Source organism: Telmatobacter sp. DSM 110680 (genome assembly GCF_039994875.1).
Lineage (GTDB): Bacteria > Acidobacteriota > Terriglobia > Terriglobales > Acidobacteriaceae > Telmatobacter.
In genome coordinates this window covers 1,990,768-2,017,152 of sequence record NZ_CP121196.1, presented here as the reverse complement: position 1 = coordinate 2,017,152, position 26,385 = coordinate 1,990,768, and the positions used below count along the sequence as shown (strand labels likewise).

The 26,385-nt window shown below is 57.6% G+C and carries 24 protein-coding genes; 13 read left to right on the top strand and 11 right to left on the bottom strand.

Annotated elements, in window-relative coordinates; translation table 11 throughout:
- Window position 1 precedes the first annotated feature (1 nt).
- Window positions 2-1,786, top strand: coding sequence for a single-stranded-DNA-specific exonuclease RecJ (gene recJ, locus P8935_RS08385; protein WP_348264538.1), 1,785 nt, complete (start codon window positions 2-4; stop codon window positions 1,784-1,786).
- 73 nt (window positions 1,787-1,859) lie between these two features.
- Here recJ and P8935_RS08380 read toward each other — a convergent pair whose 3' ends face one another.
- Together P8935_RS08380 and P8935_RS08375 are read right to left on the bottom strand one after the other, a co-directional pair.
- On the bottom strand, window positions 1,860-2,852 hold the full coding sequence (locus P8935_RS08380; RefSeq protein WP_348264537.1) for a hypothetical protein: 993 nt from the start codon (window positions 2,850-2,852) through the stop codon (window positions 1,860-1,862).
- A gap of 325 nt (window positions 2,853-3,177) precedes the next feature.
- Window positions 3,178-4,155 carry a DUF3034 family protein gene (locus P8935_RS08375; protein WP_348264536.1) on the bottom strand — a complete coding sequence of 326 codons (978 nt, stop codon included), beginning with the start codon at window positions 4,153-4,155 and terminating at the stop codon, window positions 3,178-3,180.
- Window positions 4,156-4,476: 321 nt separating this feature from the next.
- Between P8935_RS08375 and tmk the strand changes: the two genes are divergently transcribed.
- Both tmk and P8935_RS08365 read left to right on the top strand, forming a co-directional pair.
- On the top strand, window positions 4,477-5,145 hold the full coding sequence (gene tmk, locus P8935_RS08370; RefSeq protein ID WP_348264535.1) for a dTMP kinase: 669 nt from the start codon (window positions 4,477-4,479) through the stop codon (window positions 5,143-5,145).
- Between the two features lie 91 nt (window positions 5,146-5,236).
- Window positions 5,237-5,968, top strand: coding sequence for a hypothetical protein (locus P8935_RS08365; RefSeq protein WP_348264534.1), 732 nt, complete (start codon window positions 5,237-5,239; stop codon window positions 5,966-5,968).
- A gap of 28 nt (window positions 5,969-5,996) precedes the next feature.
- Here the strand turns inward: P8935_RS08365 and arsB are convergent, their stop codons facing one another.
- Window positions 5,997-7,118: an ACR3 family arsenite efflux transporter gene (gene arsB, locus P8935_RS08360; protein ID WP_348264533.1), complete on the bottom strand. Its 1,122-nt coding sequence runs from the start codon at window positions 7,116-7,118 to the stop codon at window positions 5,997-5,999.
- A 2-nt stretch (window positions 7,119-7,120) separates the two neighbouring features.
- Entirely contained in the window at window positions 7,121-7,540 is a 420-nt protein-coding gene (locus P8935_RS08355) for a metalloregulator ArsR/SmtB family transcription factor (protein ID WP_348264532.1), read from the bottom strand.
- An 80-nt stretch (window positions 7,541-7,620) separates the two neighbouring features.
- Between P8935_RS08355 and arsM the strand changes: the two genes are divergently transcribed.
- From arsM to P8935_RS08340, 3 genes are all read left to right on the top strand, one after another.
- Entirely contained in the window at window positions 7,621-8,559 is a 939-nt protein-coding gene (gene arsM / locus P8935_RS08350) for an arsenite methyltransferase (RefSeq protein WP_348264531.1), read from the top strand.
- Window positions 8,560-8,588: 29 nt separating this feature from the next.
- Window positions 8,589-8,999, top strand: coding sequence for an arsenate reductase ArsC (locus P8935_RS08345; protein ID WP_348264530.1), 411 nt, complete (start codon window positions 8,589-8,591; stop codon window positions 8,997-8,999).
- Window positions 9,000-9,075: 76 nt separating this feature from the next.
- Complete coding sequence (locus P8935_RS08340) at window positions 9,076-9,789, top strand: hypothetical protein (RefSeq protein ID WP_348264529.1); 714 nt, start codon at window positions 9,076-9,078, stop codon at window positions 9,787-9,789.
- A gap of 47 nt (window positions 9,790-9,836) precedes the next feature.
- Here P8935_RS08340 and P8935_RS08335 read toward each other — a convergent pair whose 3' ends face one another.
- Window positions 9,837-10,319, bottom strand: a complete 483-nt coding sequence (locus tag P8935_RS08335; protein WP_348264528.1) for a DinB family protein — start codon at window positions 10,317-10,319, stop codon at window positions 9,837-9,839.
- Between the two features lie 379 nt (window positions 10,320-10,698).
- Between P8935_RS08335 and P8935_RS08330 the strand changes: the two genes are divergently transcribed.
- From P8935_RS08330 to greB, 5 genes are all read left to right on the top strand, one after another.
- Window positions 10,699-10,959 carry a hypothetical protein gene (locus P8935_RS08330; RefSeq protein WP_348264527.1) on the top strand — a complete coding sequence of 87 codons (261 nt, stop codon included), beginning with the start codon at window positions 10,699-10,701 and terminating at the stop codon, window positions 10,957-10,959.
- Between the two features lie 104 nt (window positions 10,960-11,063).
- Window positions 11,064-11,420: a hypothetical protein gene (locus P8935_RS08325; protein WP_348264526.1), complete on the top strand. Its 357-nt coding sequence runs from the start codon at window positions 11,064-11,066 to the stop codon at window positions 11,418-11,420.
- A gap of 63 nt (window positions 11,421-11,483) precedes the next feature.
- Window positions 11,484-11,870, top strand: coding sequence for a hypothetical protein (locus P8935_RS08320; protein WP_348264525.1), 387 nt, complete (start codon window positions 11,484-11,486; stop codon window positions 11,868-11,870).
- Window positions 11,871-11,975: 105 nt separating this feature from the next.
- Window positions 11,976-14,975 carry a preprotein translocase subunit SecA gene (secA, locus tag P8935_RS08315; RefSeq protein ID WP_348264524.1) on the top strand — a complete coding sequence of 1,000 codons (3,000 nt, stop codon included), beginning with the start codon at window positions 11,976-11,978 and terminating at the stop codon, window positions 14,973-14,975.
- 203 nt (window positions 14,976-15,178) lie between these two features.
- Window positions 15,179-15,775 (top strand): transcription elongation factor GreB, encoded by a 597-nt coding sequence (greB, locus tag P8935_RS08310; protein ID WP_348264523.1) that lies wholly within the window; start codon window positions 15,179-15,181, stop codon window positions 15,773-15,775.
- Window positions 15,776-15,998: 223 nt separating this feature from the next.
- On the opposite strand, the gene P8935_RS08305 is transcribed toward greB, so the two are convergent.
- Window positions 15,999-18,011, bottom strand: a complete 2,013-nt coding sequence (locus P8935_RS08305; RefSeq protein WP_348264522.1) for an amidohydrolase family protein — start codon at window positions 18,009-18,011, stop codon at window positions 15,999-16,001.
- A gap of 99 nt (window positions 18,012-18,110) precedes the next feature.
- Window positions 18,111-18,695, bottom strand: a complete 585-nt coding sequence (locus P8935_RS08300; protein WP_348264521.1) for a class IV adenylate cyclase — start codon at window positions 18,693-18,695, stop codon at window positions 18,111-18,113.
- A gap of 58 nt (window positions 18,696-18,753) precedes the next feature.
- Here P8935_RS08300 and P8935_RS08295 point away from each other — a divergent pair, with 58 nt between their 5' ends.
- Window positions 18,754-19,836 (top strand): L-threonylcarbamoyladenylate synthase, encoded by a 1,083-nt coding sequence (locus P8935_RS08295; RefSeq protein WP_348264520.1) that lies wholly within the window; start codon window positions 18,754-18,756, stop codon window positions 19,834-19,836.
- Window positions 19,837-19,846: 10 nt separating this feature from the next.
- Here P8935_RS08295 and P8935_RS08290 read toward each other — a convergent pair whose 3' ends face one another.
- The 4 genes from P8935_RS08290 to P8935_RS08275 all read right to left on the bottom strand — a co-directional run bounded on the left by P8935_RS08290 (window position 19,847) and on the right by P8935_RS08275 (window position 24,053).
- Window positions 19,847-20,191 (bottom strand): RNA chaperone Hfq, encoded by a 345-nt coding sequence (locus P8935_RS08290; protein ID WP_348264519.1) that lies wholly within the window; start codon window positions 20,189-20,191, stop codon window positions 19,847-19,849.
- 264 nt (window positions 20,192-20,455) lie between these two features.
- A complete protein-coding gene (locus tag P8935_RS08285) occupies window positions 20,456-21,556 on the bottom strand; it encodes a DNA polymerase III subunit delta' (protein WP_348264518.1) in 1,101 nt (366 codons plus the stop codon).
- A 100-nt stretch (window positions 21,557-21,656) separates the two neighbouring features.
- Window positions 21,657-23,084 (bottom strand): cytochrome P450, encoded by a 1,428-nt coding sequence (locus P8935_RS08280; RefSeq protein ID WP_348264517.1) that lies wholly within the window; start codon window positions 23,082-23,084, stop codon window positions 21,657-21,659.
- Between the two features lie 102 nt (window positions 23,085-23,186).
- A complete protein-coding gene (locus tag P8935_RS08275; RefSeq protein WP_348264516.1) occupies window positions 23,187-24,053 on the bottom strand; it encodes a TlpA disulfide reductase family protein in 867 nt (288 codons plus the stop codon).
- Between the two features lie 220 nt (window positions 24,054-24,273).
- Here P8935_RS08275 and P8935_RS08270 point away from each other — a divergent pair, with 220 nt between their 5' ends.
- Window positions 24,274-26,313: an ABC transporter ATP-binding protein gene (locus P8935_RS08270; RefSeq protein WP_348264515.1), complete on the top strand. Its 2,040-nt coding sequence runs from the start codon at window positions 24,274-24,276 to the stop codon at window positions 26,311-26,313.
- Window positions 26,314-26,385 lie beyond the last annotated feature (72 nt).

Genomic DNA, 26,385 nt, shown 5'->3' with positions numbered 1-26,385 from the left:
GGTGAGCGCATCAGGCGCAGCTACGAACAGCGCCACATTTCTTTCGTCGCCGCGCCAGCGCTGGATAATCGCTGATCCACATCCGCACGAAGCCCAGGCCCTGGCAGCATCCGCTCACATTCCCGTCGTTCTCGCTGAACTCCTCGTCGCACGCGGCATCAACACCTCCGCCGAAGCCTTCGCATTTCTCAATCCTGAAATATCCCATCTGCACGATCCGCTACTCATGCTCGGCATGAAGGCCGCAGTAGAGCGCGTTGAGAGGGCCATCGCGAGCAAAGAGCCCATCCTGCTCTACGGCGACTACGACGTTGACGGCACCACCGCTGTCGTCCTGCTCAAGACAGCCATCGAATTGCTCGGCGGCGAAGTTCGCTTTCACGTTCCACACCGTCTGCGCGAGGGCTATGGCCTCCAATCCTCTGTCCTCGAATCGGCATTCGCCGATGGCGTTCGACTCGTCATCACCGTCGACACCGGCATGCGCGCCTTCACGGAAGCAGAGACGGCGAAGCGCCTCGGCCTGGACCTCATCATCACGGACCACCACCTGTCGCGTTCAGATGATGCTGTTCCCGTCGCTCTCGCCATCCTCAACCCTAATCAGCATCAGTGCGGATACCCCGAGAAATCCCTCTGCGGCGCAGCCATTGCACTCAAGCTCGCGCAGGCATTGCTCGAACGCGACGACGCTGATCGTACTCGCAACAAGTTGCTGCCCAGCTTTTTGAAAATGGCTGCCATCGCCACCATCGCCGACGCAGTTCCTCTGCGCGGCGAAAATCGCGTCATTACCGCGCTCGGCCTTCGCGAACTCCGTAAGCCCGTCGGCGCTGGCCTCCGCGCTCTTTTCACTGCGGCGCAACTCGATCCCGCAACCAAACCGGTCACAGCCTTTGACATCGCTTTCCGTCTCGCGCCGCGTATCAATGCAGCAGGACGCATGGACGTTGCCTCGGAAATCATCGAGCTCTTCTGCACTCGTGATCAGGCCCGCGCCGTTGAACTCGCCAACAAGCTCGAGCGCCTCAATCGCGACCGTCGCGAAACCGAAGCTCGCGCGCTCGCCGCGATTGAGGCTCGCCTCGCAACTGATCCCGACCTTGCCGCCGCTCGACTCGTCGTCGTCGACGGGGATGGCTGGCATCGCGGCGTAATCGGCATTCTTGCATCGCGCGTCGTCGAACGGACCGCGAAACCTGCCCTCGTCATCAGCGTTGAAGACGGCATCGCTTACGGCTCCGGCCGCTCAGTCGACGGATTCCAATTGCTTGAGGCCATCGAGACATGCGCGGATCTCTTCACGCGCTTCGGCGGACATGCATTTGCGGTCGGCTTTGCTCTTCCCACCGAAGCCCTGCCGGAACTCAAGCGCCGGCTCGCTAAGTGTGCTGCCGAACGCCTGGCAGAGCGCGAGCCGGAGCGCGTGATCGCCATCCATGCTGAATTGCCGCTTCATCAGATCACAGCGGTACTTGCTGGTTGGCTTGCCAAACTCGAACCGTTGGGTCATGGAAATACGGAGCCCATCTTCGTCGCACGCGGTGCCCGCCTTGTCTCCGGCCCTCGCTTGATGAAGGAACGTCATCTGCGTCTCGAACTCGCACAGGATGAAGGCACGGCAGCGACCCGCGCCGTTGGCTGGGATATGGCAGCGCGGTCTGCGGAACTCAGTCTCGCTCAGGGGTCCCGCATCGACGTCGCCTACCGCATTCGCGAAAATCTGCATCCCGACTTCGGCGGCCTAGAAATCGAAATCGCCGGAATGCAACCCGCAACCCTTTAGACTCTGTCCTGACGCACGAAAGCCCACGGCATACCGCGGGCTTTCGTGCTATTTCAACAGGCGCAGACTTCAACTATCTGTGCGGCGCCTTCTCTTCGTGCTGCGGCCGGGACTGCTCACGCGGCTGGGCTGCAGGCCGTGACTGCTCGTGCTGCTGTGGTGCAGGCCGCGACTCATTCCGCGGCTGTTGATAATTTCCACGCGGCTGTTGCGCATTTCCGCGCTCCTGGATCTGGTTCTGCGGCTGCCGCGATGGCTGATTCTGGAACTGCGGCCGGCTCATAGCACCGCCGTTTGCGTTGCCGCGGTTGTTGTTGAAGGAACTCTGCTGCTGTGGCCGTGCATTGCCTTGCGCACCATGATTGTTGTTGAAGCCCATGGGCCGCTCGGCCGCCAATGTCTGCGGACGTCCCCCATTGTTCTTGGCGTAAAAGCTTCTGTCGGAACGAGCCATCTGCATGTGCTGCTGTTGCACTTGCGTCGCACCGATGTGTTGCTCGTGCATCGCGTTCCGCTCTTCGCCGGTAGGCTGGTGATTGATGCCGCCCGGTCCGCCGCTATAGGCGACGTGACGTTCATTCACAATCGTATTGCGCTCTACCACCGTGCGATCGATGTAGGTGTTGTGCACGTAAACATTGTTCACGTGAACCACCGCCGTGTTGTAAACGAAGTCATGGCCGCGCCACATGCCGCCCACAAAGCCAACACCCATGAACCCAAATCCGTAGTTCACGCCGCCGTAATAGCCCACGTGTGGTCCCCAGTAGCCGCCGTGAAACACATACAGGCCACCAGACCAGCCCCAGTAGGGCGGAGTCCACAATGCGCCTTCATACGGCGCAGGCACCCACGCGCCCGGAACCCAATAATACCCATCATCGCCATAAGCCCAATATCCCGGTGTCCACATCCATCCCGGCTGCGGGCACGGGGGCTGTTCGTAAACCGGCAGCACCGGTGGCGCAATGCCGACGCTGATCAATACGCCCGCGAAAGAAGATGCGGGAACCAGAGAAAGCAGCAGTGCTAAAAACATCCAGCGTGCTTTGCGGAGTAATTGCATGGGAATCTCCTTAAATTTCTTTAAACCTCTCGTGAGCGGCACCTATGTTTCGCCGCTCATCGGGAATGTTGATCTTACGCGGCCTTCGAGCGCCTTCAAATGTCAGCTCAAAGCAGACACACAAAGCTTCTTGCCTCCAGCCCGGTCTTGAGGCCAGATCACGAAGAATACCGCTTGCCGCATATTCAGACTACGCATGGGTAAACCCAGGGCGCCATGGAAAGTTGCACCCCGTTTGGGCACTTTAGTTATACCGCTCTATATAGACTGCACAAGGCACACAACTTAGCGCGTGTGTGCCCTGTGCAGTTATGAATCCACTTAGTTAGTAGCGGAAACTCAGCCCTGTTCCCACAACCTTGTTGGCCTTCAGATCGATCGGTACAAGCACGATCGGCGGATAGGGTGGGGGCAGACCGGTTGGCACCGCCGTATCTCCGATGACACCAGCGACATGTCCAATGCCTATATCAAACGCGAAGTGCGGATTTTCCTTCTGTGTGACGCGCACCGCATAGTCCATGGTCGTTGGAATATGCGCGCCCGCTCCCGGCGGATAGAGGACCGGAAACTTCAGGTTCACTACCTGCGGAGGCTCCTGCGTGAATCCGATCGCCGGCACCGCGGCGATGTTGTGTCCAATCGGAATCGGAATACCGAGTCCACCGAAGAGCCGCCCCATAAACCGCGTGGACTGCCCGCCCAGCCCGTAGATCGACGCGTTCGTCATCTTCAAGCCAAAATTCAACAAGAACGGCACTGGCGGATGCAGCCATGTCTTCGTCGCCGCAACGTACACATCGCCATTCGTGTATGACTTCAATGGACCGCCTAGTTCCTGACCGATGGCACCGCTCACAAACTTATCGCCCGTCCGTACCACGAATCCCGCGCCAATGCCTGGAGTCCACGGCCCGAACTGCCCGTCCTTAATCCCCACGACTTTGGCGTTGAATATATTCATGCCTGAAAAATCCCACAGGCCACTGAAATTTGGATCATTGCCCTTGGTGTGCACGCTACGCGTATAGCCAAACTCGGCACGGTTGCCAATGCCCTCTTCAATCGAGAAGGTGTGCACGTAACCGATCACGCTCGATGCGTTCACAAAGTGATAGCCGATTGCGGGATGCGACCACACATGGTCCTTGTCGGAGTACACCACGTAGGCTGTCGGTGTGATAAACCCGCCAGTCTGTCCTTCGAGTGTTAGGTTCTGTGCGTTGATACGTGCGGCCGCAAATAATGTAGCCGCAATGGCGCCGCCGGCAGCGAGCCTTTTTAACAAAGAGAGCTTCTCCACAAATACTCCAATCGAGCGCGATCAGCACCCGCAGTTTTCCCAACCCTTCGAGTACTCAGTGCGTAGCAGTTTGTGATGTGTGCGGGATTTTTCGTCAGCCGGGCACCCCGGCGACTGGCGTGATTGTCGAGGGGTCGGGCCGTGTCCGCTGCAACCATGTTCCGTTGCAGGACCGAAGAAAAATCTCGCAGAGCACATTCCGCCCCGTGAGCTAACTCCGACTTCGAATTGAGAATCTCCTGTTTGTAACACAAATTCAGCAACATCGTCATCCCGTCCTCGCCACCGCGTCGCATTACATACGGGTGGTAGACTCTCGGCATGCCGCGCGGACTGTTCATCACTCTCGAGGGCCTTGATGGCTCCGGCAAAACCACGCAAATCAAGCGCTTGGCCGCGTGGATGCAAAAGCGCAGCCTCGATCCCGTCATTACCCGCCAACCGGGGGGCACTGCCACCGGCGATCGCATCCGTGCCCTGCTGCTCGACTCCGGCTCGACTCCGCTCGCCTCCATGACAGAAATGGCACTCATGTTCGCCGACCGTGCCCAGGCCATCGCCGAAGTCATCGAACCCGCGCTTGCCGCCGGCCGCACGGTTCTCTGTGATCGCTTTACCGACTCCACTGAGGCCTACCAGGGCGGGGGCCGCGAACTCGGCTCCCAGCGCGTCCTCGATCTGCATCGCCTCGTCTGCGGCGATCTCAAGCCCGACCTCACCCTGCTTCTTCTGCCCTCGCTCGACTCCAGCCTGGCCCGCGCACGCCATCGCAACGAACGTACCGTCGCGCAGACCGGTAAAGATGAAAACCGCTTCGAGACGGAGCAGGGCGAGTTCTTTAAACGCGTCTGGGAGAAATACAAAGAGATAGCAACGCGCGAACCCAACCGCGTCGTCCTCATCGAAGGCAACCTGAGCATCGACGAAGTCCACGAGCAAATCGTAGAAGCCGTCTCCGAACGCCTCATCGCCACCTCGCGCATCACGTAGACCGGCCTGTCCCGGTAATCACAGAACTAAACTCGCCGTCAGAACGTATAGAGAATTCGAGCATCCCCAGGGCTCGTATCGGAGGTCGTCTATGCCCTCGCGTCTTCGTAGTTCTGTCTTTCTCTTCGTCACCCTTGCCTTCGCAGCCGGTGCCCTCCTCGCGCAATCCAGCGGGAGCACGCAAGGCTTGGCCCATATGTCCGGACACATGTACATGACAACCCTTCGCGCAAAGCAGCCAGGCGATCAAGCAAAAGCCGACGCGATCGTCAACGCTGCGAAGGCCGCCATGGCTCCGTACCAGGACTACCATCAAGCACTCGCAGACGGATATCGCATCTTCCTTCCCAACATTCCCCAGCCCATGTATCACTTCACCAAAGCCGCAAACGGAATCGCCGCACGGAATCATTTCGATCCGCTCAAGCCTACGTCGCTTCTTTACCGCAAGACATCCGAGGGCGACTACAAACTCATTGGTGTCATGTACACCGATCGCGTCGACGCCAACGAGGATGAGATCAACGCACGCGTGCCCCTCAGCATTGCGCGCTGGCATCAACATGTAAATTTCTGCAAAGCGCCAGCCGGCCAACTGGCTGCCTACTTCGGAACAAATGCCAAATTTGGATTGCTCGGCTCCATCCACACGCAGGAAGAGTGTGATGCCGCGGGCGGAAAGTTTCTTCCGCACGTCCTCGGCTGGATGGTGCACGTTTATCCCTATGAATCCGATCCGCGTAAAGTCTGGTCCGTAGACGATGACGACAACGGCCACGACAACATGGACCACTCCGCCATGCCCGGCATGAAGATGGATTAGAGAATCCATCGCAACAAATGCAACTCGGCTAAAGTGAATCTTCGATCGGAAGCACTGAGAAGTCCTCGCTCTCAGAACTGAAATATCGTCTCTGCATCCAGAAGGCAACATTCACCAGCCCAATTAGTGCTGGAACCTCAATGAGCGGCCCAACCACGCCTACAAAAGCCTCACCGGAATTCAACCCGAACACTGCCACCGCGACCGCAATCGCGAGTTCGAAGTTGTTCCCAGCCGCCGTGAATGACAGCGTTGCCGATTGTGCGTAGTTCGCACCCAGCCGCTTTCCCATCCAAAAGCTCACTAGGAACATGATCAGGAAATAAACCACCAGCGGAATCGCAATGCGCACCACATCCAGCGGCAGTCTCACGATCAAATCGCCCTTCAGCGAAAACATCACCAGGATCGTGAACAGCAGCGCCACCAGCGTCAGCGGACTAATGCGCGGAATAAAGCGCGTGCGATACCACGCCTCGCCCTTCATCCGGATCAGCGCAAAACGTGTAATCATTCCCGAAACAAAAGGAATTCCAAGATAGATGCCAACACTCTTCGCAATCTGCACGATGCTCACATCGACCACACTGCCCTGCAGACCAAACCAGCGCGGCAGCACCGTGATGAACACCCACGCATAGAAGCTGTAGAACAGCACTTGAAACATGCTGTTGATGGCGACCAGTCCCGCCGCATAATCCGTATCGCCATTCGCCAGTTCATTCCACACCAGCACCATCGCTATGCAGCGCGCAATGCCGATCAGAATCAGCCCGCGCATATAAGCTGGCTCTCCGCGCAGGAAAGCAACGGCAAGCCCAAACATCAGCGCCGGACCAATCACCCAGTTCTGCACCAGCGATAGCCCCAGCACGCGCTTCCGGCGAAAGACCTCGCCCAGCTTCTCGTAGCGCACCTTCGCCAGCGGCGGAAACATCATGATGATCAGCCCGATGGCAATTGGAATATTGGTCGTCCCGCTCTGAAAACGATTTACAAACGCGGCGGAGCCCGGCACAAAATGCCCCAGCCCGACTCCAACCGCCATGGCCAGAAAAATCCATAGTGTAAGAAATCGATCGAGAAATGAAAGCTTCTTCCGCTCCAGCGGAGCGCAAATCTGTCTTTGCGCATAAGGAGCGCTCGCCATAATCACCTGGCCTCTGCAGCAACTGCGCAATCCACAGCGGCCGGCCGCGGAGCACTTTGTAGAGACACAAATTTCGCCGGCGCGCAGCACGCCTTCGCCAGCGTTGCCCTGTCCGCCTGCATCGCACGATCCTCCGCAAGCCATGCCAGCGTCTGCCGCAACACCTGCGTCGCACCCGCATTCGGCGGCATCACGATGCGATAGTGCATCCACTTCCCTTCGCGCCGTGCTTGCACGATGCCCGCATTGCGCAGGTACGCCAGGTGCCTCGAAATCTTTGGCTGCCCCTGCGCCAGGATCTCCACGAAATAACAGACACAGATTTCCTGGTCTCCCATCAGGTTCAATAAGCGCAGCCGCGTATTATCGCCCAGCGCTTGAAAGAACCTCTCCATATTGAATTGCGATGATTTCGACGCCATGTTTTATATATACGCCTTGACGAATACGTTGACAAGGAATATATTCGCTTATGTGAATATGTTTTTCTAAGGAGTATGTCATGGCAGAACAGCTTCTGGACTCGGTGAAATCAAAGTATGCGGCCGTTGCTGAAAGTTCTCTCTCCAGCGACGACGCTGGCGTCAAAGCAGTAGCCGAGGCCTTCGGCTATACCGCGGAAGAACTCACGTCTATCCCTGCGGAGGCCAACATGGGCCTCTCCTGCGGAAATCCCACTGCCACGGCACACATCAGGGCCGGTGAAGTGGTTGTCGATCTCGGCTCCGGCGGCGGTCTCGACGTCTTTCTCGCATCGAAGCAGGTCGGCCCAACTGGCCGCGCCATTGGCATCGATATGACGCCCGCCATGATCGATCGCGCCCGCGCCAATGCAAAATCCGGCGGCTACACCAACGTCGAATTCCACCTCTCCACCATCGACAAAATTCCGCTTCCCGACGCATCCGTCGATTGCGTCATTTCCAACTGCGTCCTCAACCTCGCCCCCGACAAGCCTGCCGTCTTCCGCGAAATTGCCCGCGTCCTTAAGCCCGGCGGCCGCCTCGCCGTCAGCGACATCGCATTGAAGCGCGAATTGCCCGAGGCCATCGCAAAGAGCGTTGCCGCTTATGTCGGCTGCATCGCCGGAGCCATCCGCTTCGACGACTACCGCAGCGGCCTTCTCGCCGCAGGTTTCGAACACATTGAAATCGTCGACAGCGGCGCCGACCTCAACGCCTACGCCAAGGTCGAAAATCAGTCTGGCTGTTGTTCACCGGCCATGGATGGGGCAGACAACACAAACGCGATCAATCCACTTCAAGTAGTCGAAACTTCGTGCTGCTCTTCCACTCCCGCCGATTCCTCACTGCACGATCAATTGAAGAGGCTTCTCGCCACCTACGACGTCAACGCGACCGCCGCCAGTGTGAAGATCTACGCCATCAAGCCATCCACCACTGCCGCAAGGTCCTGCTGTGGTCCAACCTGCTGTTCGTGAAACGACGGCAAAGTAAAGAGAGACGCGACTTGTTCAAGGTTATCTTTGCCTGTGTACACAACGCCGGCCGCTCGCAGATGGCGGCCGCGTTCTTCAATCAGCTCGCCGATCGATCCAGGGCTGAAGCCATCTCCGCGGGAACCGAACCCGGCCCGCGCGTTCATCCGGAAGTGCTGGCCGCTATGCAGGAGATTGGCATCGACCTCAGCAACGCGAGACCGCAAAAACTCAGCGAGGATTTAGCCCGCCAAGCGCAACTCCTCATCACGATGGGTTGCGGCGACAACTGTCCTTACGTTCCCGGCCTCCACCGCGACGACTGGCCCCTCCGCGATCCCAAGGGACAGCCCATGGAAGAAGTACGCAAAATCCGCGACGAGATCCGTGCGCGTGTGCAAACGTTGCTTGCGCGCGAAAATCTCGATGCACTAATCAACTGAGAATCTCACCCACAGCCTTGGTCCATCGCTTGCAAACGATCAGCCCACACCAACGTCGAATGAACAGGCTGCCCTCATGAAGCGAATTGTTCCTTTTTCTCTGCTGTTGGCCTGTACGCTGACCGCGATTGCCCAGCGCGGTACGCTGCGAGAAGGCCCGCTGATCACCCTCTATCTGCCACGCGCCTTCCCTTCCGAAAAGGTCGAGGTCCGTTACTTCCTCACCGGTTCGTTTGGAGGGAATGAATCTTATATACAGCCGCAACCCGATCGCCAGACCATCGATTTCACCGCCGCAGTCGACGGAAAGGCCGCCGACAAAATCAAGGTCATCGCATTCCTCCCCGGCTGCGAAATTATCAAACTCGACATCGTTCCAGCAGGCACCGCCATGTGGCGGCAACTCGAATGCAAACCCCTTAAAACGATCACGCTTCGCGGTCAGATCCAGCCTTTTACCATCGATCCAGGAAAGACCGCCAAGGTGGAAGTTACCTATCAGGCCGATTGGGCGCTCCCGTTCTTCGGAATTTTCGACGGTGCCATTCCAGCCATCACGGTCTCTGCCGTCGTGCCATCAGAAAGCGGAGAATTCACGGTTGAAGTGCCAGATTTCCAGTCCCAGCCGAACCTCGGACAAGCCGGCTATGCCTTCATTCTCCGTGAAGTCAATACGGGAAACATTCTCGACTTCCTCGTACCCACGAATGCCACGCACGTTTTCAACGCCCTCGCCGTGAACCAATCGTACCCACCCGTGATCAGTTTCGCTAGCGATCCGCCGAGCTAATCAGCGCTGAGTGTTCCGGTGGAAAAAAACCTAAGAAGTCTGGCTCGTTACTCCCACGCTCCCAGCATCTTCCGCACCAGCACAAGTTGTCCTACGTGATAAGCATTGTGATCCGCCACCAGCAGCGCCTCGCGCAGAATCGTCTGCCCGTCGCCATGCGGAATCTTCGCGAACAAATCCGTCTTCTCGTCCGAGACCAGCGCGACCATCTCCTTCAAATCTTTCTTGAACGCCCGCACGCTTTTGTCCCACGCCTTCTCGTCGGCGGGAGCCTTCTCCTTCGGCCAATAGTCATCGGGCCACTTCATCGTTTTGTATTTCGCATTTCGTGAAAAATCCAGAATGTCCCACTGCGCAAGCCGCAGATGCTCAAGCAACTGCCATGGCGAGTGTTCGGCGCCCTTCGGCACCTTGCCCCGCATCTCCACCGGCAGTCCCTTCACCGCCTGCTCGAACGTGGCGTGCGCATGACCGCCTGTCAATAGGTTCACAACGTGTTCCCTCAAAGCAGCATTGCCCCGATCAGCCATCAAACCCCTCCGCATCAGTGGATTCCGGCTCCTCACCAACGATTCCAAAATCGTTGCCGGACTTTGCAGATAATTTCGAGTCTTCGGTGCACAATTGCATTGACGGTTTAACTCCAATCGGAAAGAACCGAATTTCGGTTAACGAAAACCTCCATGGGAGCTATCGGGGTACCCCCACCCCCCTCCCTGAATTTGCAGTTTTCCACAAAAAGTTTGTATGGTTTTTGGCCGCAGCATTTCGTTTCTTCTTCGCTTTCTGCATGAAAAGATGAAAAGTTCTAACTGCTGCGTCTTCGACCGAAGCGCCAAACCGTGGACGAAGAGCTTGGAGCTCCGAACTGGCAACCATTGCTATACTTCGGGCAGCGGCGTTTCCCGCATGAATCTATTTCGCCATCAACGCGCTTGGTTCTGGATAGCGGTCGCCGCGATCGCAATCGCCGTCCTTGCGCTCCTCATCCCTCACGGCCAGACCACGGACGCCCCCGCTTGGATGGCGCTGCTTCCCGCGTTCTTCGTCGGGCTGCTGGTCCCGTTCAGCCTGCTCCCTATGCTGCCGGTTCTTTCCCTCGGCCACATGCACGAGGCACCATCGCTGGCTCCCTCCTTCCAGCGCCCCCCGCCATTCCGACTCGCTTAAATCCTTCAATCGGTTAACACACCACAGGGACCTTGCGGTTCGCGCCGCAGTTGTCTCTGTGGTCCACCGATCGCGAAGTTCTGCCGCACGTCGGAGGCACTTTTATGGATGCTTTGAGTGCAGTTGCTGCGCTTGCTATGGGATCGCCGTTTCTGGCGATTCTGGTGATCCTGGCTTACTACTACCTGTTCCGCGTGCCATGGTGGGGCAATCGAAAATTGGGAAAACGCAGGCCAAGGTTGTCCCCGTCCTCCGCGGGACTTGGGACGGTGATTCTCGGCTTGACCCTCATTTACCGACCGCGTATTCACTACGCCATCGAGGCGCAGCAACGCCAGGTGGAAGACGCTGACGAAGACGACAATGGCGACCCCGACACGCCCGCCCGGCACCTCTTACGCCAATTGCGCCGAATCCGTCGGGGCGAACAGGTCGACCGCCTGATCGTGAAACGTGATTGAGAATTGGCCTCGCCAAAGCCCATCCAAGTTGCATCTATGACACAATAGAAGAGGAAACTCAGCATGTCAGGATCTCGAAATAGAAGCGCGTGGATGTGGGTGGCGATCGCTGCGATCGCGTTCACATCAGCCGCCCGTGCCGAAGCAGGCCTGCAAAGTGCCAAAGCCTACGCACATCCGGTCCTCGAGTTCCTCGCCAAAAGCCAGAGTCAGCATTCCGCAGTAAGGCCCGTCTCTCGTTATGCGCCTGCAGGATCAGCCCGCCGGATCAGGGCCATATCGCGCAACGCAAGTATCGGCGTGTGGATGGCAATACTCCCGGTCTTCTTCATCGGTCTGGTGTCGCCCCTTACCCTTGTCTCTGCAGCTTTCATTCGAGGCATCAGCCGGCCCCCTGCGCCCCCGCTCCTCCCCGCTTCATTCCAGCGGCCTCCACCCCTCTCCGTCTGACCTTCGCGCCTGCGCAGCGTTGATCGGCGGCCAAATCATTCGAACATCGCCCGTTCCCTCCGCTGCAGATTCTTGGCTTCAACACCGGTTAACTGGAGATTGAACGTGTTTTTCGATAAGGCACTCACAAAAGTATTCGGCACCGCCAACGAGCGGGCGATCAAAAAACTGCTTCCCGTTGTTTCCCAGATCGGCACCTTTGAGCCCGAGATGGAAAAACTTTCAGATGAACAACTTCGGGCCAAGACCTTTGACTTCCGCGCACGCATCGCCGCCAAGCTTCAAAACCTCACCGATCCCGAAGAAATTAAGACAGCCGAACGCGCCGCTCTCGACGAGATTCTGCCGGAAGCCTTCGCCGTAGTCCGCGAAGCCGGCTGGCGTGCCGTACACATGCGCCATTTCGACGTACAGCTCATCGGCGGCATGGTCCTTCATCAGGGCAAGATCAGCGAAATGAAGACCGGCGAAGGCAAAACCCTCGTCGCCACTCTCGCCTGTTATCTCAACGCGCTCGCCGGCCACGGCGTCCACGTAGTCACCGTCAACGACTACCTCGCCAAGCGCGACGCCGAATGGATGGGCAAAATCTACGAGTTCCTCGGCCTCACCGTCGGCGTCATTGTCCACGATCTCAGTGACGACGAACGCCGCGCCGCCTACGCCGCCGATATCACCTACGGCACCAATAACGAATTCGGCTTCGACTACTTGCGCGACAACATGAAGTTTGAAATCAAGGATTGCGTGCAGCGCGGCCACTACTACGCTATCGTCGACGAAGTTGACTCGATCCTCATTGACGAAGCCCGCACCCCGCTCATTATCTCCGGCCCAACCGACCAGACCACCGACAAGTACGCCCGTGTGAAGAAGATCATTCCGGTGCTCGAACTTGGCGAAGAGATCGACAGCCTCGAAGGTAAAACCTTTACCGGCGATTACTTCGTCGACGAAAAACACCGCACAATCGGCGTTACAGACGAAGGCTGGGTCACCATCGAGAAGGCTCTTGGCATCGACAACATCGCCAGCGCAGAAAACTGGGAACTCAAGCACTACGTCGAAACCGCCATCAAGGCCCACTCTCTCTACAAACGCGATGTGGACTACGTGGTCAAGGACGGCGAAGTCATCATCGTCGACACCTTCACCGGTCGCCTTATGCCCGGCCGCCGCTGGAGCGACGGATTGCATCAGTCCATCGAGGCCAAGGAAGGCGTCGTCATCCGCAAGGAAGACCAGACCCTGGCGACCATTACCTTCCAAAACTACTTCCGCCTCTATAAAAAGCTCAGCGGCATGACCGGCACAGCCGAAACCGAGGCCGCAGAATTCGAGAAGATCTACAAGCTTGAAATCGTCGTCATCCCCACCAACAAGCCGATGCTCCGCAAAGAGAATGCCGACGTCGTCTACCGCACCGAGAAAGAGAAATTCAAAGCTGCGGCCGACGATATTGGAATCCTGCACGAAACGCAGCAGCCGGTACTGGTCGGCACCGTCTCCATCGAAAAATCCGAGCGTCTCTCCGCAATCCTGCAGCGCAAAGGCATTCGCCACGTAGTGCTCAACGCCAAGCAGCACGAGCGCGAAGCTGAATTCGTCGCCCAGGCCGGTCGTCTCGGCATGGTCACCATCGCCACCAACATGGCTGGCCGCGGTACCGACATCCTCCTCGGCGGCAATCCCGAATTCATGGCGCGCCAGGAGATGGTCAAGCAGGGCCGCGCCCGCGCGCTCTCCGTCGCAGAAGGTGCCATCAACCCCATGGCTCCCGCCGGATTCCAGCGCTTCTACTACCAGGGACAGGAGTTTGAAGTCTCCGAGCCAGACTGGAATGCGACTTTCTCCGTTCACAACGAAGCCGCGCAGAAAGAACACGAAGAAGTCATCGACAAGGGTGGCCTCTTCATCCTCGGCACCGAACGCCACGAGTCACGCCGCATCGACAATCAGCTCCGTGGCCGCGCCGGCCGCCAAGGTGATCCCGGTGCCTCGCGCTTCTACCTCTCGCTTGAAGACGACCTGATGCGCATCTTCGCCAAGCAGTGGGTCAGCACCCTACTTGAAAAGCTGGGTATGGAAGAAGGCGTTCCCATCGAGTCGAAGATGATTTCGAATCGCATTGAGGCCGCACAAAAAGCCGTTGAGTCGCAGAACTTCGAATCGCGCAAACACCTGCTCGAATACGACGACGTGATGAACAAGCAGCGCGAAGCGGTCTATGGCCTCCGTCGCCAGCTTCTCGAAGGCGTCGACCAGCGCGAGCTCATCTTGGAAGACTATGTAGGCGGAATTCTCAGCGGCATCCTCGACGAATTTGCGCCGGAAGATAAACATCCCGATCAGTGGAACCTCAAGGGCATGGATGAAAAGCTCGTCGGCCAGTTCGGCCTCAGTCTGGCTGCTGCCAATATCAAGCCTCAGGAACTGGCGCGCCACGAACTAGGCGACGCGATCTTCGAGAAGCTGAAGGAACAGTACGAGCAGAAAGAGCACATCCTCTCAGCGCCCCAGATGCGTTATCACGAGCGCATGGTCATGCTCAGCGTCATCGACGGTCTGTGGAAAGACCACCTGCTCGCGATGGATCACCTGAAGGAAGGCATCGGTCTTCGCGGCTATGCGCAGCAGGATCCGCTGGTGGCCTACAAGCGCGAATCCTTCGACATGTTCGAAGCCATGATGGCGCGCTTCCAGGAAGACACCGTTCGCTTCCTCTTCCGCATGCAAATTCTCGGCCCCGATGGCCGCCCGATTGATGCGCCTCCGGAGCCGCGCAGAGTGGTCCCGCCAGCGCCGCCCGTGGCCAGCGCCGACCAACTCTCGCTTAACGGCGACCGTCAGCCCAGCCTGCGCGACGGTGCACAGCCACCGCGCGAGATTACGATCCCGACGCGTGCCCCCTCCACCACCATCGATCAGTTGGAGAAGGAGTTCGCCCGCAAGAAGCAGCGTGAACTCGAAGCCGCCACCCGCGCCGGCGCAGGAAACGGAACAGAAGCCTCGCAACGCCGCACCGGAGAAAAAGTCGGCCGCAACGATCCTTGCCCCTGCGGCTCAGGCAAAAAATACAAGAAGTGCCACGGCGCGGAAGCCTAGCACAACTTCCCATTTGCGTGGAGTGTCGTCCTCAGCGAACGGGGCTCCAAACGCCTTCCTCAGTTTGGGGGTGGTAAGCGAAGGATCTGCTTCTGTTTTGGCCCGGATTTTCGGACCTGGGATAGTGCGAGCCTCTACCATCCTTTCGTCTTCACATTTTGGTTATGTCCAAATCGACGATATTCCGTGAGAGGACTTGCGAGATGCGTAAAGGCTTTACAAGACGACCACAACCGGACGAGCCCGCCACGCAAGTCAAGAACTACATAACCCCAGGCGGGCTGCAGCGCCTCAAAGATGAGCACCGTTTTCTGCTTACTAGGGACCGCCCGGCAGTGGCGGAGGTGGTGGCGTGGGCCGCTGGCAACGGCGATCGCAGTGAAAACGCCGACTATCAGTACGGCAAGCGGCGACTGCGGCAGATTGATGGACGGATTCGCTTTCTCACAAAGCGAATCGAGGCCGCTGAAGTGGTGGACCCGGAAGCTCCGAGATCGAGACAGGCGGAGGCGAGGGCGTTCTTCGGGGCGACCGTCCGCTATGCCAACGCCGCGGGGGCGGAGCGAGTAGTGAGCATCGTAGGCACCGACGAGGTCGATCTCAACCGCAACCACATCAGTTGGGTGTCACCTCTCGGGCGCGCGTTGATGAAGTCGACAGCGGGTGACAGCGTAGTTCTCCACGCGCCCGGCGGGTCAGAATACCTGACGGTTTTGGAAGTGTGTTACGAGCGCATCTCTGTGGAACCCTTCCGTGAACCACCTGGTTCGGCGGCGTCGGCAAAGGAACCCCTTCGCTGACGCTCGCCCGAAGAAGAAGAGACGATAAGCACAAGGGTTGAGCGGCAATTGTGATTGAACGCTATCGGCTTTTGGCGAGCGGCAGGATAAGTTGAGTCCTCGCAAACGCCGTCTTGTCCAATCCGCAACTCAGCCACGCGCAAACCCAGAGAGCGTCCGCACCGATCCGGGCGACGGTGCGATCAATCCACATCCCCATACCGGGCTGTTAAAAAACCGTAGTCTACTTCGCAGGAAGAATTCCTGCCGCGCTATAAAGCCGGCCGCTGTCAAACACCGCTCCATTCTTGATTACAGTGCGACAGCGCCGAATATCGGCGATGTTGGCGCCAGGATCGCCCTCCACCAGCACCATATCTGCTAGTTTTCCCGGCTCGATTGATCCCAGTTGATCCTGCTTCTTGAGGACCGTGGCAGCAACAAATGTTGCGTTTTGAAGCGCCTTCAGAGGAGCAATTCCAGCCTGGACTTCCAGTTCAAGTTCGCGATGGAGCATAATCCCCGCCGTGGCATCGGTTCCGGCAAGGATCGGCACTCCCGCATCGTACATCCGCTTGGTCATCTTCAGCATGGCTGCCCAGGAATCTCGGTAAGTCTGGTCGTTGGCAGAGGTCACGGTCAGTCCTCCAGTGAATGCCCCGCGCTGAATTTGCGCCGGCAAGCGATCGAGAACCGGCGCGAAGTCCGGCGAGACGTGCCCTGGCCGGCCGATGAACATGCCTTCGAAAGTTGCGAGCGTCACATCTACGGTAGTGTGATGCTGCAGCAGCAGATCGATAAAGTCATTCACAGGCTTTGAATGCAGATCCAGTTCGCGAGCATACTGTCCCACAGAAGTGAAACGTTCCGGAGTTCGCGTGTCTTTAACTTTGTCTGCAAGGAAGTTGAGGAAAATGAAATTGATGTGCTGAATCTCATCGGCACCCTCGCTTACGAATTGCGAAGCCGTAATCCCGTTCGGAATGTGACCGCTAACGCGCATCCCGCGTTGATGTGAAACTTGAATGATTTCCGGGAGCAACGCAGGGTTCAGAGAGCTGTAAACCTTGGTCTGGATATATCCCAGATCCGCATAATGATTCACCGCTGCGTTCGCCTCGTCTTGCGTTGTGACGAAGATTCCAGTTGGAGCCTGCATCGGGTCACGGCCGTCGATAAGTCCAGCCTTAGAAACCCGCGGACCGATAGTACTTCCTTCCTGCCACTGCTGCTGCATCGTGGCCAGGTCATTAATGTCATTTCCCATGTCGCGAATCGAGGTCACTCCACTCGCGATGTTCATAATGCCATCAGCGGGTTGGGCATGGGCGTGCATATCGAACAACCCCGGAAGCAGCGTTTTTCCGCGGCCATCAATGTGTTCGGCGTTCGCTGGCACTTGCGCTGACGCAGCCGGAGATACAGCCATGATGTGATCGCCGCTCACAACGACCGTTTGATCGTCCGCCATCGTCGCGTGAACAGAATCGTAAAGTCGGACATGCTCAATGGCGAGCGGCGTTTTCGGGTGCCGGGTCAACTTAAGGGCCAGTTGTTTATATCGGTCCGTGTCGGACTGCTTGGTGAATGCATCCAGTTTGGCGTTGGTCGATTCCCAGCCTTCGCGCAAAATCGCGGTCCACGTACCGGGCTGTGCAAAAAAATTCAGTTGATCATCCAGCCACACTGAGATCGGCGTGTACGCCAGGCCCGTGATTGCATACTCGGCAACATGCATGGACTCGCCGTGATCCTCAAGAGTCAGTTCGGCAAGTTTTTCGATGTGCGCCTCGCCTGCGGGAAACAGCTTGACGCCTACGGTACCGGCTTTGACAAGCTTTTGGGCGAGCAGTGCAGTTTCCAACGCGGGAGAGTTAATCGCTATATAGAAACGCCCTGCCGGCGCGTGACCCTCCTCGGATGTGCTTTTCCACTGGGCTTGCCCGCCTTCCGCGCTGAAGTGCTCATCGACGGGCGCTTTCAAGTAGTCGACGCCGGTGATGTCCGTGCGCATGGGCATCCCATCTGACCCAACCACATATCGCGCTTCGATCTTCGGTCCACGTCCGCGATCGTTAAATTCGAATGCACTCGTGATCCTGCCGTCCGGACTGAAAGTGTCGACCTCACTACCAGCTCTTTGACCAGCTGAAACGATGGCGTATCGCAGGACGCGCGCATCACCGTCTTTTTGGGCGAGCGCAGAAACGGAAATCAGAAAACACATGGCGAACAAGGAAATCATCGAATTGCGCATGCGCCAAACCTACCACGAGTTTCGGTGGATGCGAAAGACATCCTTATTGGCGGCGATCCAGCCAGGAAAGCGCGTAGTCAGAGGCACATTGCGCCACCCTTAGTGATTTCCAACCGCCGCCGCAACCGCATCGAACGTCAGATCGTTGGCCTCGGAATGATGCTCTTCGCGCCACTGCTCGAAAAGCCGCCCATAGCTGAGCGTGATGTAAGCCGTGCGATCCACGCCGATTCGTGCCGCGGTGCGATCAATCCACTCCGCAGAACCTTCAAGTTCCGCGTAGTCGCCGATCGGCGTCTCATCGATTACGCAGTGCCCTTCATCGTCGGTCCACTCGCTGCGCCACTTCTCGTAGCGAAATGCCTCGACCAGCCCAAGCGACTTGAAGACCTGTGCCAGCACATCGCCGTCGCCAACTTCAGTCTCCGTCTCCACGCGATGCTTGTGCGCATCCTCGCCCGGTCCGATGTCCGGCAGCCTCTTATGCGTCACCATCCACTTGCCCGCATAGCTGCGGATGCGGAGAATCTCTGTCCGCGCACGCATCTTGCGGTCAGCCGTGTCATACAGAACATTACTTTCAAATGAGCGCGGCGTCTGCTGGCGAAACCCAGCTCCACGAAGCTGCAGCACAAGTTCTCCCACACTCGAAACCCGGAATTTGATCTCCGTCTCGATAGACATGATAAGGAGTGAGTATACGCAGGTAGCCGCCGGCGCTACAAACAGCGACAATGATAACGTGAAGACCGAACGCCTTGTCGTCGATCCTGCAGCCATCCACACCAGGCATGCGCAAGTTGCCATCGCTCGCGCGGCACAGATTCTTCGCACCGGCGGCCTGGTCGCCTTGCCGACCGAAACGGTCTACGGCCTTGGCGCCAACGCGCTCGACCCTGCCGCAGTTGAGCGCATATTTAATGCCAAACAGCGCCCATCGTGGGATCCGATCATCGTGCACATCGCCGGGCCGGTCCATCAAAATTCGATGTTGAGTCACCTCGTCACCGAGTATGCGCCTATCGTGCGCAGGTTGATGGAGGAGTTTTGGCCCGGACCTTTGACGCTGCTCCTGCCCCGTTCCGCCACTATTCCCGACGTTGTCACCGCCGGTCGTCCGCTAGTCGGCGTCCGCATGCCCGCGCATCTCGTCGCCTTTGAAATCATTCGACAGGCTGGAGTGCCCGTTGCCGCACCCAGCGCTAATATTTTCAGCCACATTAGTCCCACAACCGCCGCACACGTCCTCGCAGATCTCGACGGCAGAATCGACGCTGTTGTTGACGCGGGTCCAACTCAGCACGGAGTTGAATCGACTGTCCTCGATCCGACTCAAAGCCCGATGCTCATCTACCGCCCCGGAGCGATAACCGCCCAGCAGATTCGTGAAGTTGCCGGTCCCGTGGATTACTTCAAGGAACAAATGCTTCCAATCAGCGCTGTTCGCGAGTCGCTTCCCTCTCCAGGAGTGGGCCTGCGCCACTATGCGCCGCGCGCGCACCTTATCCTCGTCGAAGCCGCGCTGGCCGACCTTCCCGCGCATCTGGTCAACGCAGCTCGGCCCTTCACCAAAGATCGACTAGGCATCATGCTACCTGCGGAACTGGCTCAGACCACGTTCGAACCGCCGCTACGCGGTGCCGCCGAGTTTCCATGGGGTCGTTGGAGTGCGCCTGAAGAACTGGCCGAGAAACTCTACGCAGGATTGCGCGCGCTCGATGCGGAAGGCTGCACTGTAATCCTCTGCCCCCTCCCACAAACCGCAGGAGTCGGCGAGGCAATTCGCGATCGCCTGAGAAAAGCTGCTCATTCTGACAGAGATTAGCGCTGCATTCTTACTGCCCGGCCTCGCCAAGTTTATACATGTATTTGATCGCAGATTTATATATAAGAATCTTAGCTTTACCGCGCACCTTCAGTACGCCACGGTCGTACCACTCAATCTGACCTTCAAGTTTCTCGCCGTCTTCCAGCACAATTACCATTGGCGTCTGCGATTGAATCTGCTTCTGTAAATAAAACTGCTCAGCCTGCCGATGAGCTGAATTCTCATCAATCTCGTGATTGGTAAACCGAAATGACGGTGTCCCGATGGAACTCTGGCTCCGACGATGCGTTGCAAAAAAATCTGCGGCGCGGCGCTGACTTTCTACCCCTGGCAACATTGACTGACTATTCATAAAATAAGTTCCTCCAACGCAACAGGACTCTGAATTGCACAGATGCAGAACATCAACTTCTATTTGCTTGACTAGCAAATCACTGGAACTGCTCTTGGCAGTTGCATAGAAAACATCAACTTGCAGACGACAAACCTCGGCACACCCGGGTGATGCGACTACAAGTAACTCTTTGCCGTTGAAAGTGTTCTGATTCTATTCCAACAGATGCCCGGTGCAGGGGCGAGGTTGCCTTTTTTGACGCGTATATGCTGTAACGTCGCGTTAACGTTCCTGCAGCCCAACCGCCATTGCATCAAGTGAGAGCGAGCGCAACAGGTTCCGCCGCATCCCCTGTTCCACCTGCACGACCGCGCGGGAAGTCGCAGCGATCCATTCGACGTTAAGACCTTGGGCCATACGTTCAAGCTCAGCTGAAAGATCGAGATTGCGAATCAGCCCTGGCGTCCCGGCCAACATAAGCAGCAGGTCTTCGAGCAAGCTTCCCATCGCGCGCAGCAGGTTGATGGTCTTCTCCTGCCCATCGGCGCCCCCGCGATAGCTTTCCGTCGCGTGGAAGAGTTGCGAGAAATTTGGCTCCCGCAACGCCGTTCGCAATACCAGCAGCGCATCCTGTCGACTAGCAAGATACACTTCGAGATCGATCGTTAGTGCTCGGCCCACAGCACCCTCCGCCAGTCGCGCCGCCAACGCTCTTTGCGCAGGCTTCAACTCCGGACGCCGCTCCGCCAGCAATTCTTCGATCTCCGCAGGCGGCAGCGCGCCGAGTCTGTAAAGAAGCGCACGCGAGCGGATCGTTGGCAGCAGCTCATGCGGATTCTCCGCGAGCAGAATCAGCGATGTGCGCTCCGGTGGCTCTTCCAGAACCTTTAGCAGACTGTTTGCCGCCTCCTTCATGAATGCGGAGGTGGTGAAGATCGTGAATGCCCTGTGCGCTGCCGCCGGAGGCCGATAATAGGCCGCGTGGATCACCGCGCGCACCTGCCCCATCTTGATCAAAAGCTGCGGCGGATCCGGCGGCACGATCAGCACATCAGGGTGGGTTTGGACCAGGATGCGGGTCTCCCGCTTGTCCGCATCCCGCATATCGTCGCGAGTAGCTACGGCCTCCGCAACCCGCTCTTCGAGGTTGGCTGACTCCCCAATGCGCACGCAATTTGAACAATGCCCGCAAAAATCCGGCAGCCCATCGGTCTCGGCGGGCTCGAGGCAGTTCACAGCCTGCGCCAGCATAAGCGCAAGCGTGTACTTTCCTGCGCCCCTGGGGCCAGCGAGAATCAGCGCCTGCGGAAAATGCCCGCTGCGCAACCCCTCGCGCAAGTGCCGCACCGTCGTTTCATTGCCATAAAAACTCTGAAATCCCACCCTTCGAGTTTACGGCATCGTTGATGTGTCGAATCTTTGCACCTGCGAAATCGATGCCTGCCTAGCGGTCCTTCATCCAATTGGTTTTGAAAACTGTTCGTCAGCCTCTCGGAAGGATGCTGACACGGATCCCGTTCTTTGGCCGCAATGTAATCTTTGGTTGCAATTCAATTCTTTGTCCTGCAACCAGTTCAACGCGCCAGCGCTGCGCGATCGTCGCCAGGGCCAGAATGGCTTCCATCCAGGCAAATGACTCTCCGATGCACTGCCGTCCCCCGCCGCCGAATGGAAAGTACGCAAACCTCGGCCGTCCCGCCTTGGCTTCAGCGGTGAACCTCTCGGGGCGAAAGAGCTCAGGCTCCGGAAACCATTTGGGATCGCGCTGCACAATGTACTGGCTGAAAAACACCATCGTCCCTTTTCTTAGTCGATACGGCCCGATCGAAACATCCGCAAGAACTTCGCGCCCCATCGCCCAGGCCGGAGGGTAGAGCCGCATCGATTCAGATAGCACCATCGTCGTGTAGGACAGCCGCGGCACGTCCTCCAGCGTCGCCAGCCGATCGCCGAGAACCGCGTCGAGTTCCGCGTGAAACCGGTTCGCAGCCTCCGGATTCTGCCCCAGAAGCAGCCACGTCCAACCCAACGCATTGGCCACGGTCTCGTACCCGGCCAAAAACAACGTGAGCACCTGATCGCGCAACTCCTGCGCGTTTAACTTCAAGCCGTCGCCTTGGTCATCCCGCGCAGCCAGCAGCATCGAAAGCAGGTCTGCCCCATTGTCCGCACCCGGAGTTGCCGCTTCTGCACTCCGCGCGCTAATCATGCCACTGACCACCTCATCCAGGCGCTTCTTGGCCGCGCGAAAACGCCGCATCTGCGGCAAGGGCGAGCCTAGAAGAAGCTCCGCTCTCGGCAACGCGACCAGAAAGTTATACAAATCCATCACGATATTCACTTGGTCGTTGATCTCGTGAATCTCCGGAGTCACTTCAGTGTCGAACAATGTGCGTGCAGTAATTTGTAGCGAAAGCCGCATCATCTCGGCTGAGATATTCAGTTCCTCGCCAGGCTTCCACTGTGAGCGAAATCCCGCGGCAATCTCCACAATCTGCTGAGCATAGCGCTCGATACGGCGGCGGTGGAATGCAGGCGCGGCAATCCGACGGCCGCGATTGTGTTTCTCTCCGTCAGAAGTGATCATCCCCTCGCCGAGCAGAATCTTCATTCGCTTCTGCGTGCGGTCCTTGCCAAAAAAAACAGCTTTATCGATCAGCACTTCCCCAATATCATTGGGATCGTTGAACAGGACAACGTCATGCATCAGGATGCGGTAATGCGCCGCACGCCCATAGCGTTGCAAATGCTCAAACAACAGAATCGGATTTGTTGGATCGAAGAATCTATGGAATCTGTAAAAGGGCAAATTAAAGCGCAGGCCAGGTGGATAAGCGTATTGACCGCGAATCACCACCTTGGCTGGTTTGCGCGCATCGGAAGAAGTAAGGTCAGAATCATTCGACTTCACGGTTCGAGTCTAGTGCATTCCGTGCGCCATTCGACTTGCCGCTTTGATCCGGTTGAAATCGAAGGTCCGGGTCCTATGAAGTTCCCGAACCATCCTGTCGACTCACTGATGAATTCCAGCCTGCGCTAGCATCGTAAGAAACTGATGCTGCGTACGCATGTCGATGGCAACCGCCACCAGCTTCCCGTCGCGGCCGAATACAAAGCTCTTGGGAATTCCGCCGTCAACGTGAAACTGATTCGCAACCTTAGAGCCCGGATCAAGCAGTACCGTTGGATGGAAATTCATCGGCTCGACCGTTTTCGCAATCAGAAAAGCATCCGAAGAAGGAACGTCCTCGGGATCAATTGCAAGCACAACGAGACCCTGTGATTCCAAGTGTGTGTAGATGGCATCGAGTCCCGGCATCTCCACCCGGCAAGGAAGGCACCACGTCGCCCAGAAGTTTACAAGGACGACCTTGCCACGGAACTGAGAAAGAGTGACCTTCTTCCCGTGCAGGTCTTTCAGTGTAAAGTCGATTTTCTCCACGTCGGCGTCGTTCTTCGCGAGGGCCTCAGAAGCCTTAACGAAGAGCGGATCGGTAAGCGTTGAATTGGCGTGCTCGTAACGGACAAGTCGCGCAAGATCAAAATAGGGTGCCGGGGGCCAGTCCTTCTTTGCGGGAACCGGCGTCTGGGCCAGCGCTTGCGACAGAGTATCAGCGACGGCCTGAATCGTATCAGCGCCTTGATCGCCCTCCGTTGCCAGATGAGAGAGATCGTCGGCGAGATTGACCTTGGACTTTCCGGCGGGCAGCGCCCGGATGTCTACTGCAAGCTTGACGGTAAGAGCCGGTCTCTGCGCCGGCGACACATCGCGAAGGCCGCTCATCTGTTTCTGAATTGCGTCTTCTGGACCCTTAGCAAACACCAATGGCGCGACCAAAAAGAGAGCCGCACAAAGAAATACCCGTCGATTCGGCATCATTTGTTTTCTCTGACTGAATGAATCGAGTTCATTCCTGTCGTGATCTGATTGCGCAGGAATTATATCCACATCTCGTTTGCCCCGTTTGTGATTACCTTCACTACGGCAAAAATCGACCGGTAGAGGGAACGAGAAGCCCTTTAAGTCCTTTGAAGACACGGGAGGGAGCGTCCCAGCGATCTCCCCGTACAATAAAAAAGGAAGCCTGCTTGCACCCCCCATGGCGAAAGACGCAGAGAAGACCCGCGAACCCAACCCGAAACCACCCGGTGACAACAAGCCGGAACTTCGCAAGACCGACGAGGATCCGGTCGGCAAAGTCTATGACTCGCGCCTGATCAAGCGCCTCGGCCACTACCTGCGTCCCTACTGGTGGCAGGCCGCCATCTCGTCCATTTCCATCTCCCTCAAGTCGATGAGCGATGTCGCCGGCCCCTACCTCGTCATGGTGGGCATTGACCGCTATTTTCCTACCGACAAAGGATCGAACAGTGCTTCTCTATTGAGCCATGAAGGTGGACCGACCAGCTACCTCATCCGTCACCTGCCCACCGATCCGATGCACGGCATCACCCGGCTCGCGCTGATCTTCCTCGTCGCACAAGTCTCCGCGTACCTCTTCGAATTCATCCAGACCTACCTGATGCAGTGGACCGGCCAGAAAATCATGTTCGATCTGCGCCGCGACATCTTCCAGCACATGCAGCGCATGCACGTCGGCTTCTTTGACACGCATGCCGTGGGTCGCCTCGTCACCCGCATCACTTCCGACGTCGACGCCATCAACGAAATGTTTACCGGCGGCATCCTCGCTATCGTCGACGACTTCTTCACACTCACCATCATGGCCATCGTGATGCTCAACATTAACTGGTGGCTGGCTTTGCTAGCTTTCGCAGTTCTGCCACTCATCCTCATCGTTACGCGGCTCTTCCGCAACAGTGTCCGCGAAAGCTATCGCCGCGTGCGCGCTGCTATCGCCCGCATCAACAGCTTCACCCAGGAACACATCAGCGGCATGGCCGTGGTGCAGCTTTTCAATCGGGAAGAGCGCGCCTACCAGGATTTTGAAGCGGTCAATCGGCTGCACATGATCGCCTTCAAAGACACTATCTTCGCCTACGCGCTCTACTACCCCGCGGTTGAGATTCTCTCCTCCGTCGCCATCGCCCTCGTCATTTGGCGCGGTGGATTCGGCGTCCTTGCCGGCACCGTCACCATCGGCATGCTGGCCGCGTTCAATATGTACTCGCAGCGCTTCTGGCGTCCCATCCAGGACCTGAGCGACAAGTACAACATCCTCCAAGCCGCCATGGCCGCCTGCGAACGCATCTTCAAGCTGATGGATACTGAGCCTGAAATCGTGAGTCCCGCCAATCCCCGCTCCGGCGACGGATCCAACCGTATTGAATTTCATCACGTCTGGTTCACCTATCAGAAGCTGACCCCGGAACAAAAAGAGCTCGTCAATCGCGTCGCCGACTCGTTCGAGCACGCCAGGGAACTCGCCGCCCTCTCGGACATCGAGTGGATTTTGAAGGATGTCTCGTTCACAATCGAACCCGGTCAGACCGTCGCCATCGTCGGGCACACCGGCGCGGGCAAAACGACTTTGACGAGCCTGATGATGCGCTTCTACGACGTCACCGCCGGATCAATCCGCCTCGATGGTGTCGATCTCCGCGAACTCGATTTAGCCGCGCTTCGCAGCCACTTTGCCGTCGTTCTGCAAGACCCCTTCCTCTTCACCGGCACCATCGCCGAAAACATCCGATTCGGCAACGAGGCCATCACCGAAGACGCTATGCGACAAGCCGCGCGTGACGTCAATGTTCTGGACTTCGTCGAATCGCTTCCCGCTGAATTCGATGAGCCGGTGCAGGAACGCGGGAATTCGCTCTCCACCGGCCAGAAACAGCTCATCAACTTCGCCCGCGCTCTCGCCTACAACCCTCGCATCCTCATCCTCGACGAAGCTACATCCAGCGTGGACACCGACACAGAGTTGCGCATCCGCGGCGCCCTCGAACGCATGGTTGAAGGTCGCACCAGCGTCTTGATCGCTCATCGCCTTTCCACGATTCAGCGCGCCGACACCATCCTTGTCATGCACAAGGGCCAGCTCCGCGAGTTGGGTACCCACCAGGAACTACTTGCCAACCGCGGGCTCTACTGGAAGCTTTACCAGCTTCAGTACAAAGATCAAGAACTCGGAGTTCATACGCTCACCAGTCGCGTACCGTCGCCCACAACATCCTAGCCAATTAGCGCACGCATCTAATCACAACGGCCACACAACAAGGCCAAATGCAATTTTCCGCGATCGAAGCCT

Bases quoted from the DNA above. Each gene is read 5' to 3' on its own strand.
- P8935_RS08380 (WP_348264537.1), bottom strand. From the start codon at position 2,852: ATGCAATTACTCCGCAAAGCACGCTGGATGTTTTTAGCACTGCTGCTT.
- tmk (WP_348264535.1), top strand. From the start codon at position 4,477: ATGCCGCGCGGACTGTTCATCACTCTCGAGGGCCTTGATGGCTCCGGC.
- P8935_RS08365 (WP_348264534.1), top strand. From the start codon at position 5,237: ATGCCCTCGCGTCTTCGTAGTTCTGTCTTTCTCTTCGTCACCCTTGCC.
- arsB (WP_348264533.1), bottom strand. From the start codon at position 7,118: ATGGCGAGCGCTCCTTATGCGCAAAGACAGATTTGCGCTCCGCTGGAG.
- P8935_RS08355 (WP_348264532.1), bottom strand. From the start codon at position 7,540: ATGGCGTCGAAATCATCGCAATTCAATATGGAGAGGTTCTTTCAAGCG.
- arsM (WP_348264531.1), top strand. From the start codon at position 7,621: ATGGCAGAACAGCTTCTGGACTCGGTGAAATCAAAGTATGCGGCCGTT.
- P8935_RS08340 (WP_348264529.1), top strand. From the start codon at position 9,076: ATGAAGCGAATTGTTCCTTTTTCTCTGCTGTTGGCCTGTACGCTGACC.
- P8935_RS08335 (WP_348264528.1), bottom strand. From the start codon at position 10,319: ATGGCTGATCGGGGCAATGCTGCTTTGAGGGAACACGTTGTGAACCTA.
- P8935_RS08330 (WP_348264527.1), top strand. From the start codon at position 10,699: ATGAATCTATTTCGCCATCAACGCGCTTGGTTCTGGATAGCGGTCGCC.
- P8935_RS08325 (WP_348264526.1), top strand. From the start codon at position 11,064: ATGGATGCTTTGAGTGCAGTTGCTGCGCTTGCTATGGGATCGCCGTTT.
- P8935_RS08320 (WP_348264525.1), top strand. From the start codon at position 11,484: ATGTCAGGATCTCGAAATAGAAGCGCGTGGATGTGGGTGGCGATCGCT.
- greB (WP_348264523.1), top strand. From the start codon at position 15,179: ATGCGTAAAGGCTTTACAAGACGACCACAACCGGACGAGCCCGCCACG.
- P8935_RS08305 (WP_348264522.1), bottom strand. From the start codon at position 18,011: ATGCGCAATTCGATGATTTCCTTGTTCGCCATGTGTTTTCTGATTTCC.
- P8935_RS08300 (WP_348264521.1), bottom strand. From the start codon at position 18,695: ATGTCTATCGAGACGGAGATCAAATTCCGGGTTTCGAGTGTGGGAGAA.
- P8935_RS08290 (WP_348264519.1), bottom strand. From the start codon at position 20,191: ATGAATAGTCAGTCAATGTTGCCAGGGGTAGAAAGTCAGCGCCGCGCC.
- P8935_RS08275 (WP_348264516.1), bottom strand. From the start codon at position 24,053: ATGATGCCGAATCGACGGGTATTTCTTTGTGCGGCTCTCTTTTTGGTC.
- P8935_RS08270 (WP_348264515.1), top strand. From the start codon at position 24,274: ATGGCGAAAGACGCAGAGAAGACCCGCGAACCCAACCCGAAACCACCC.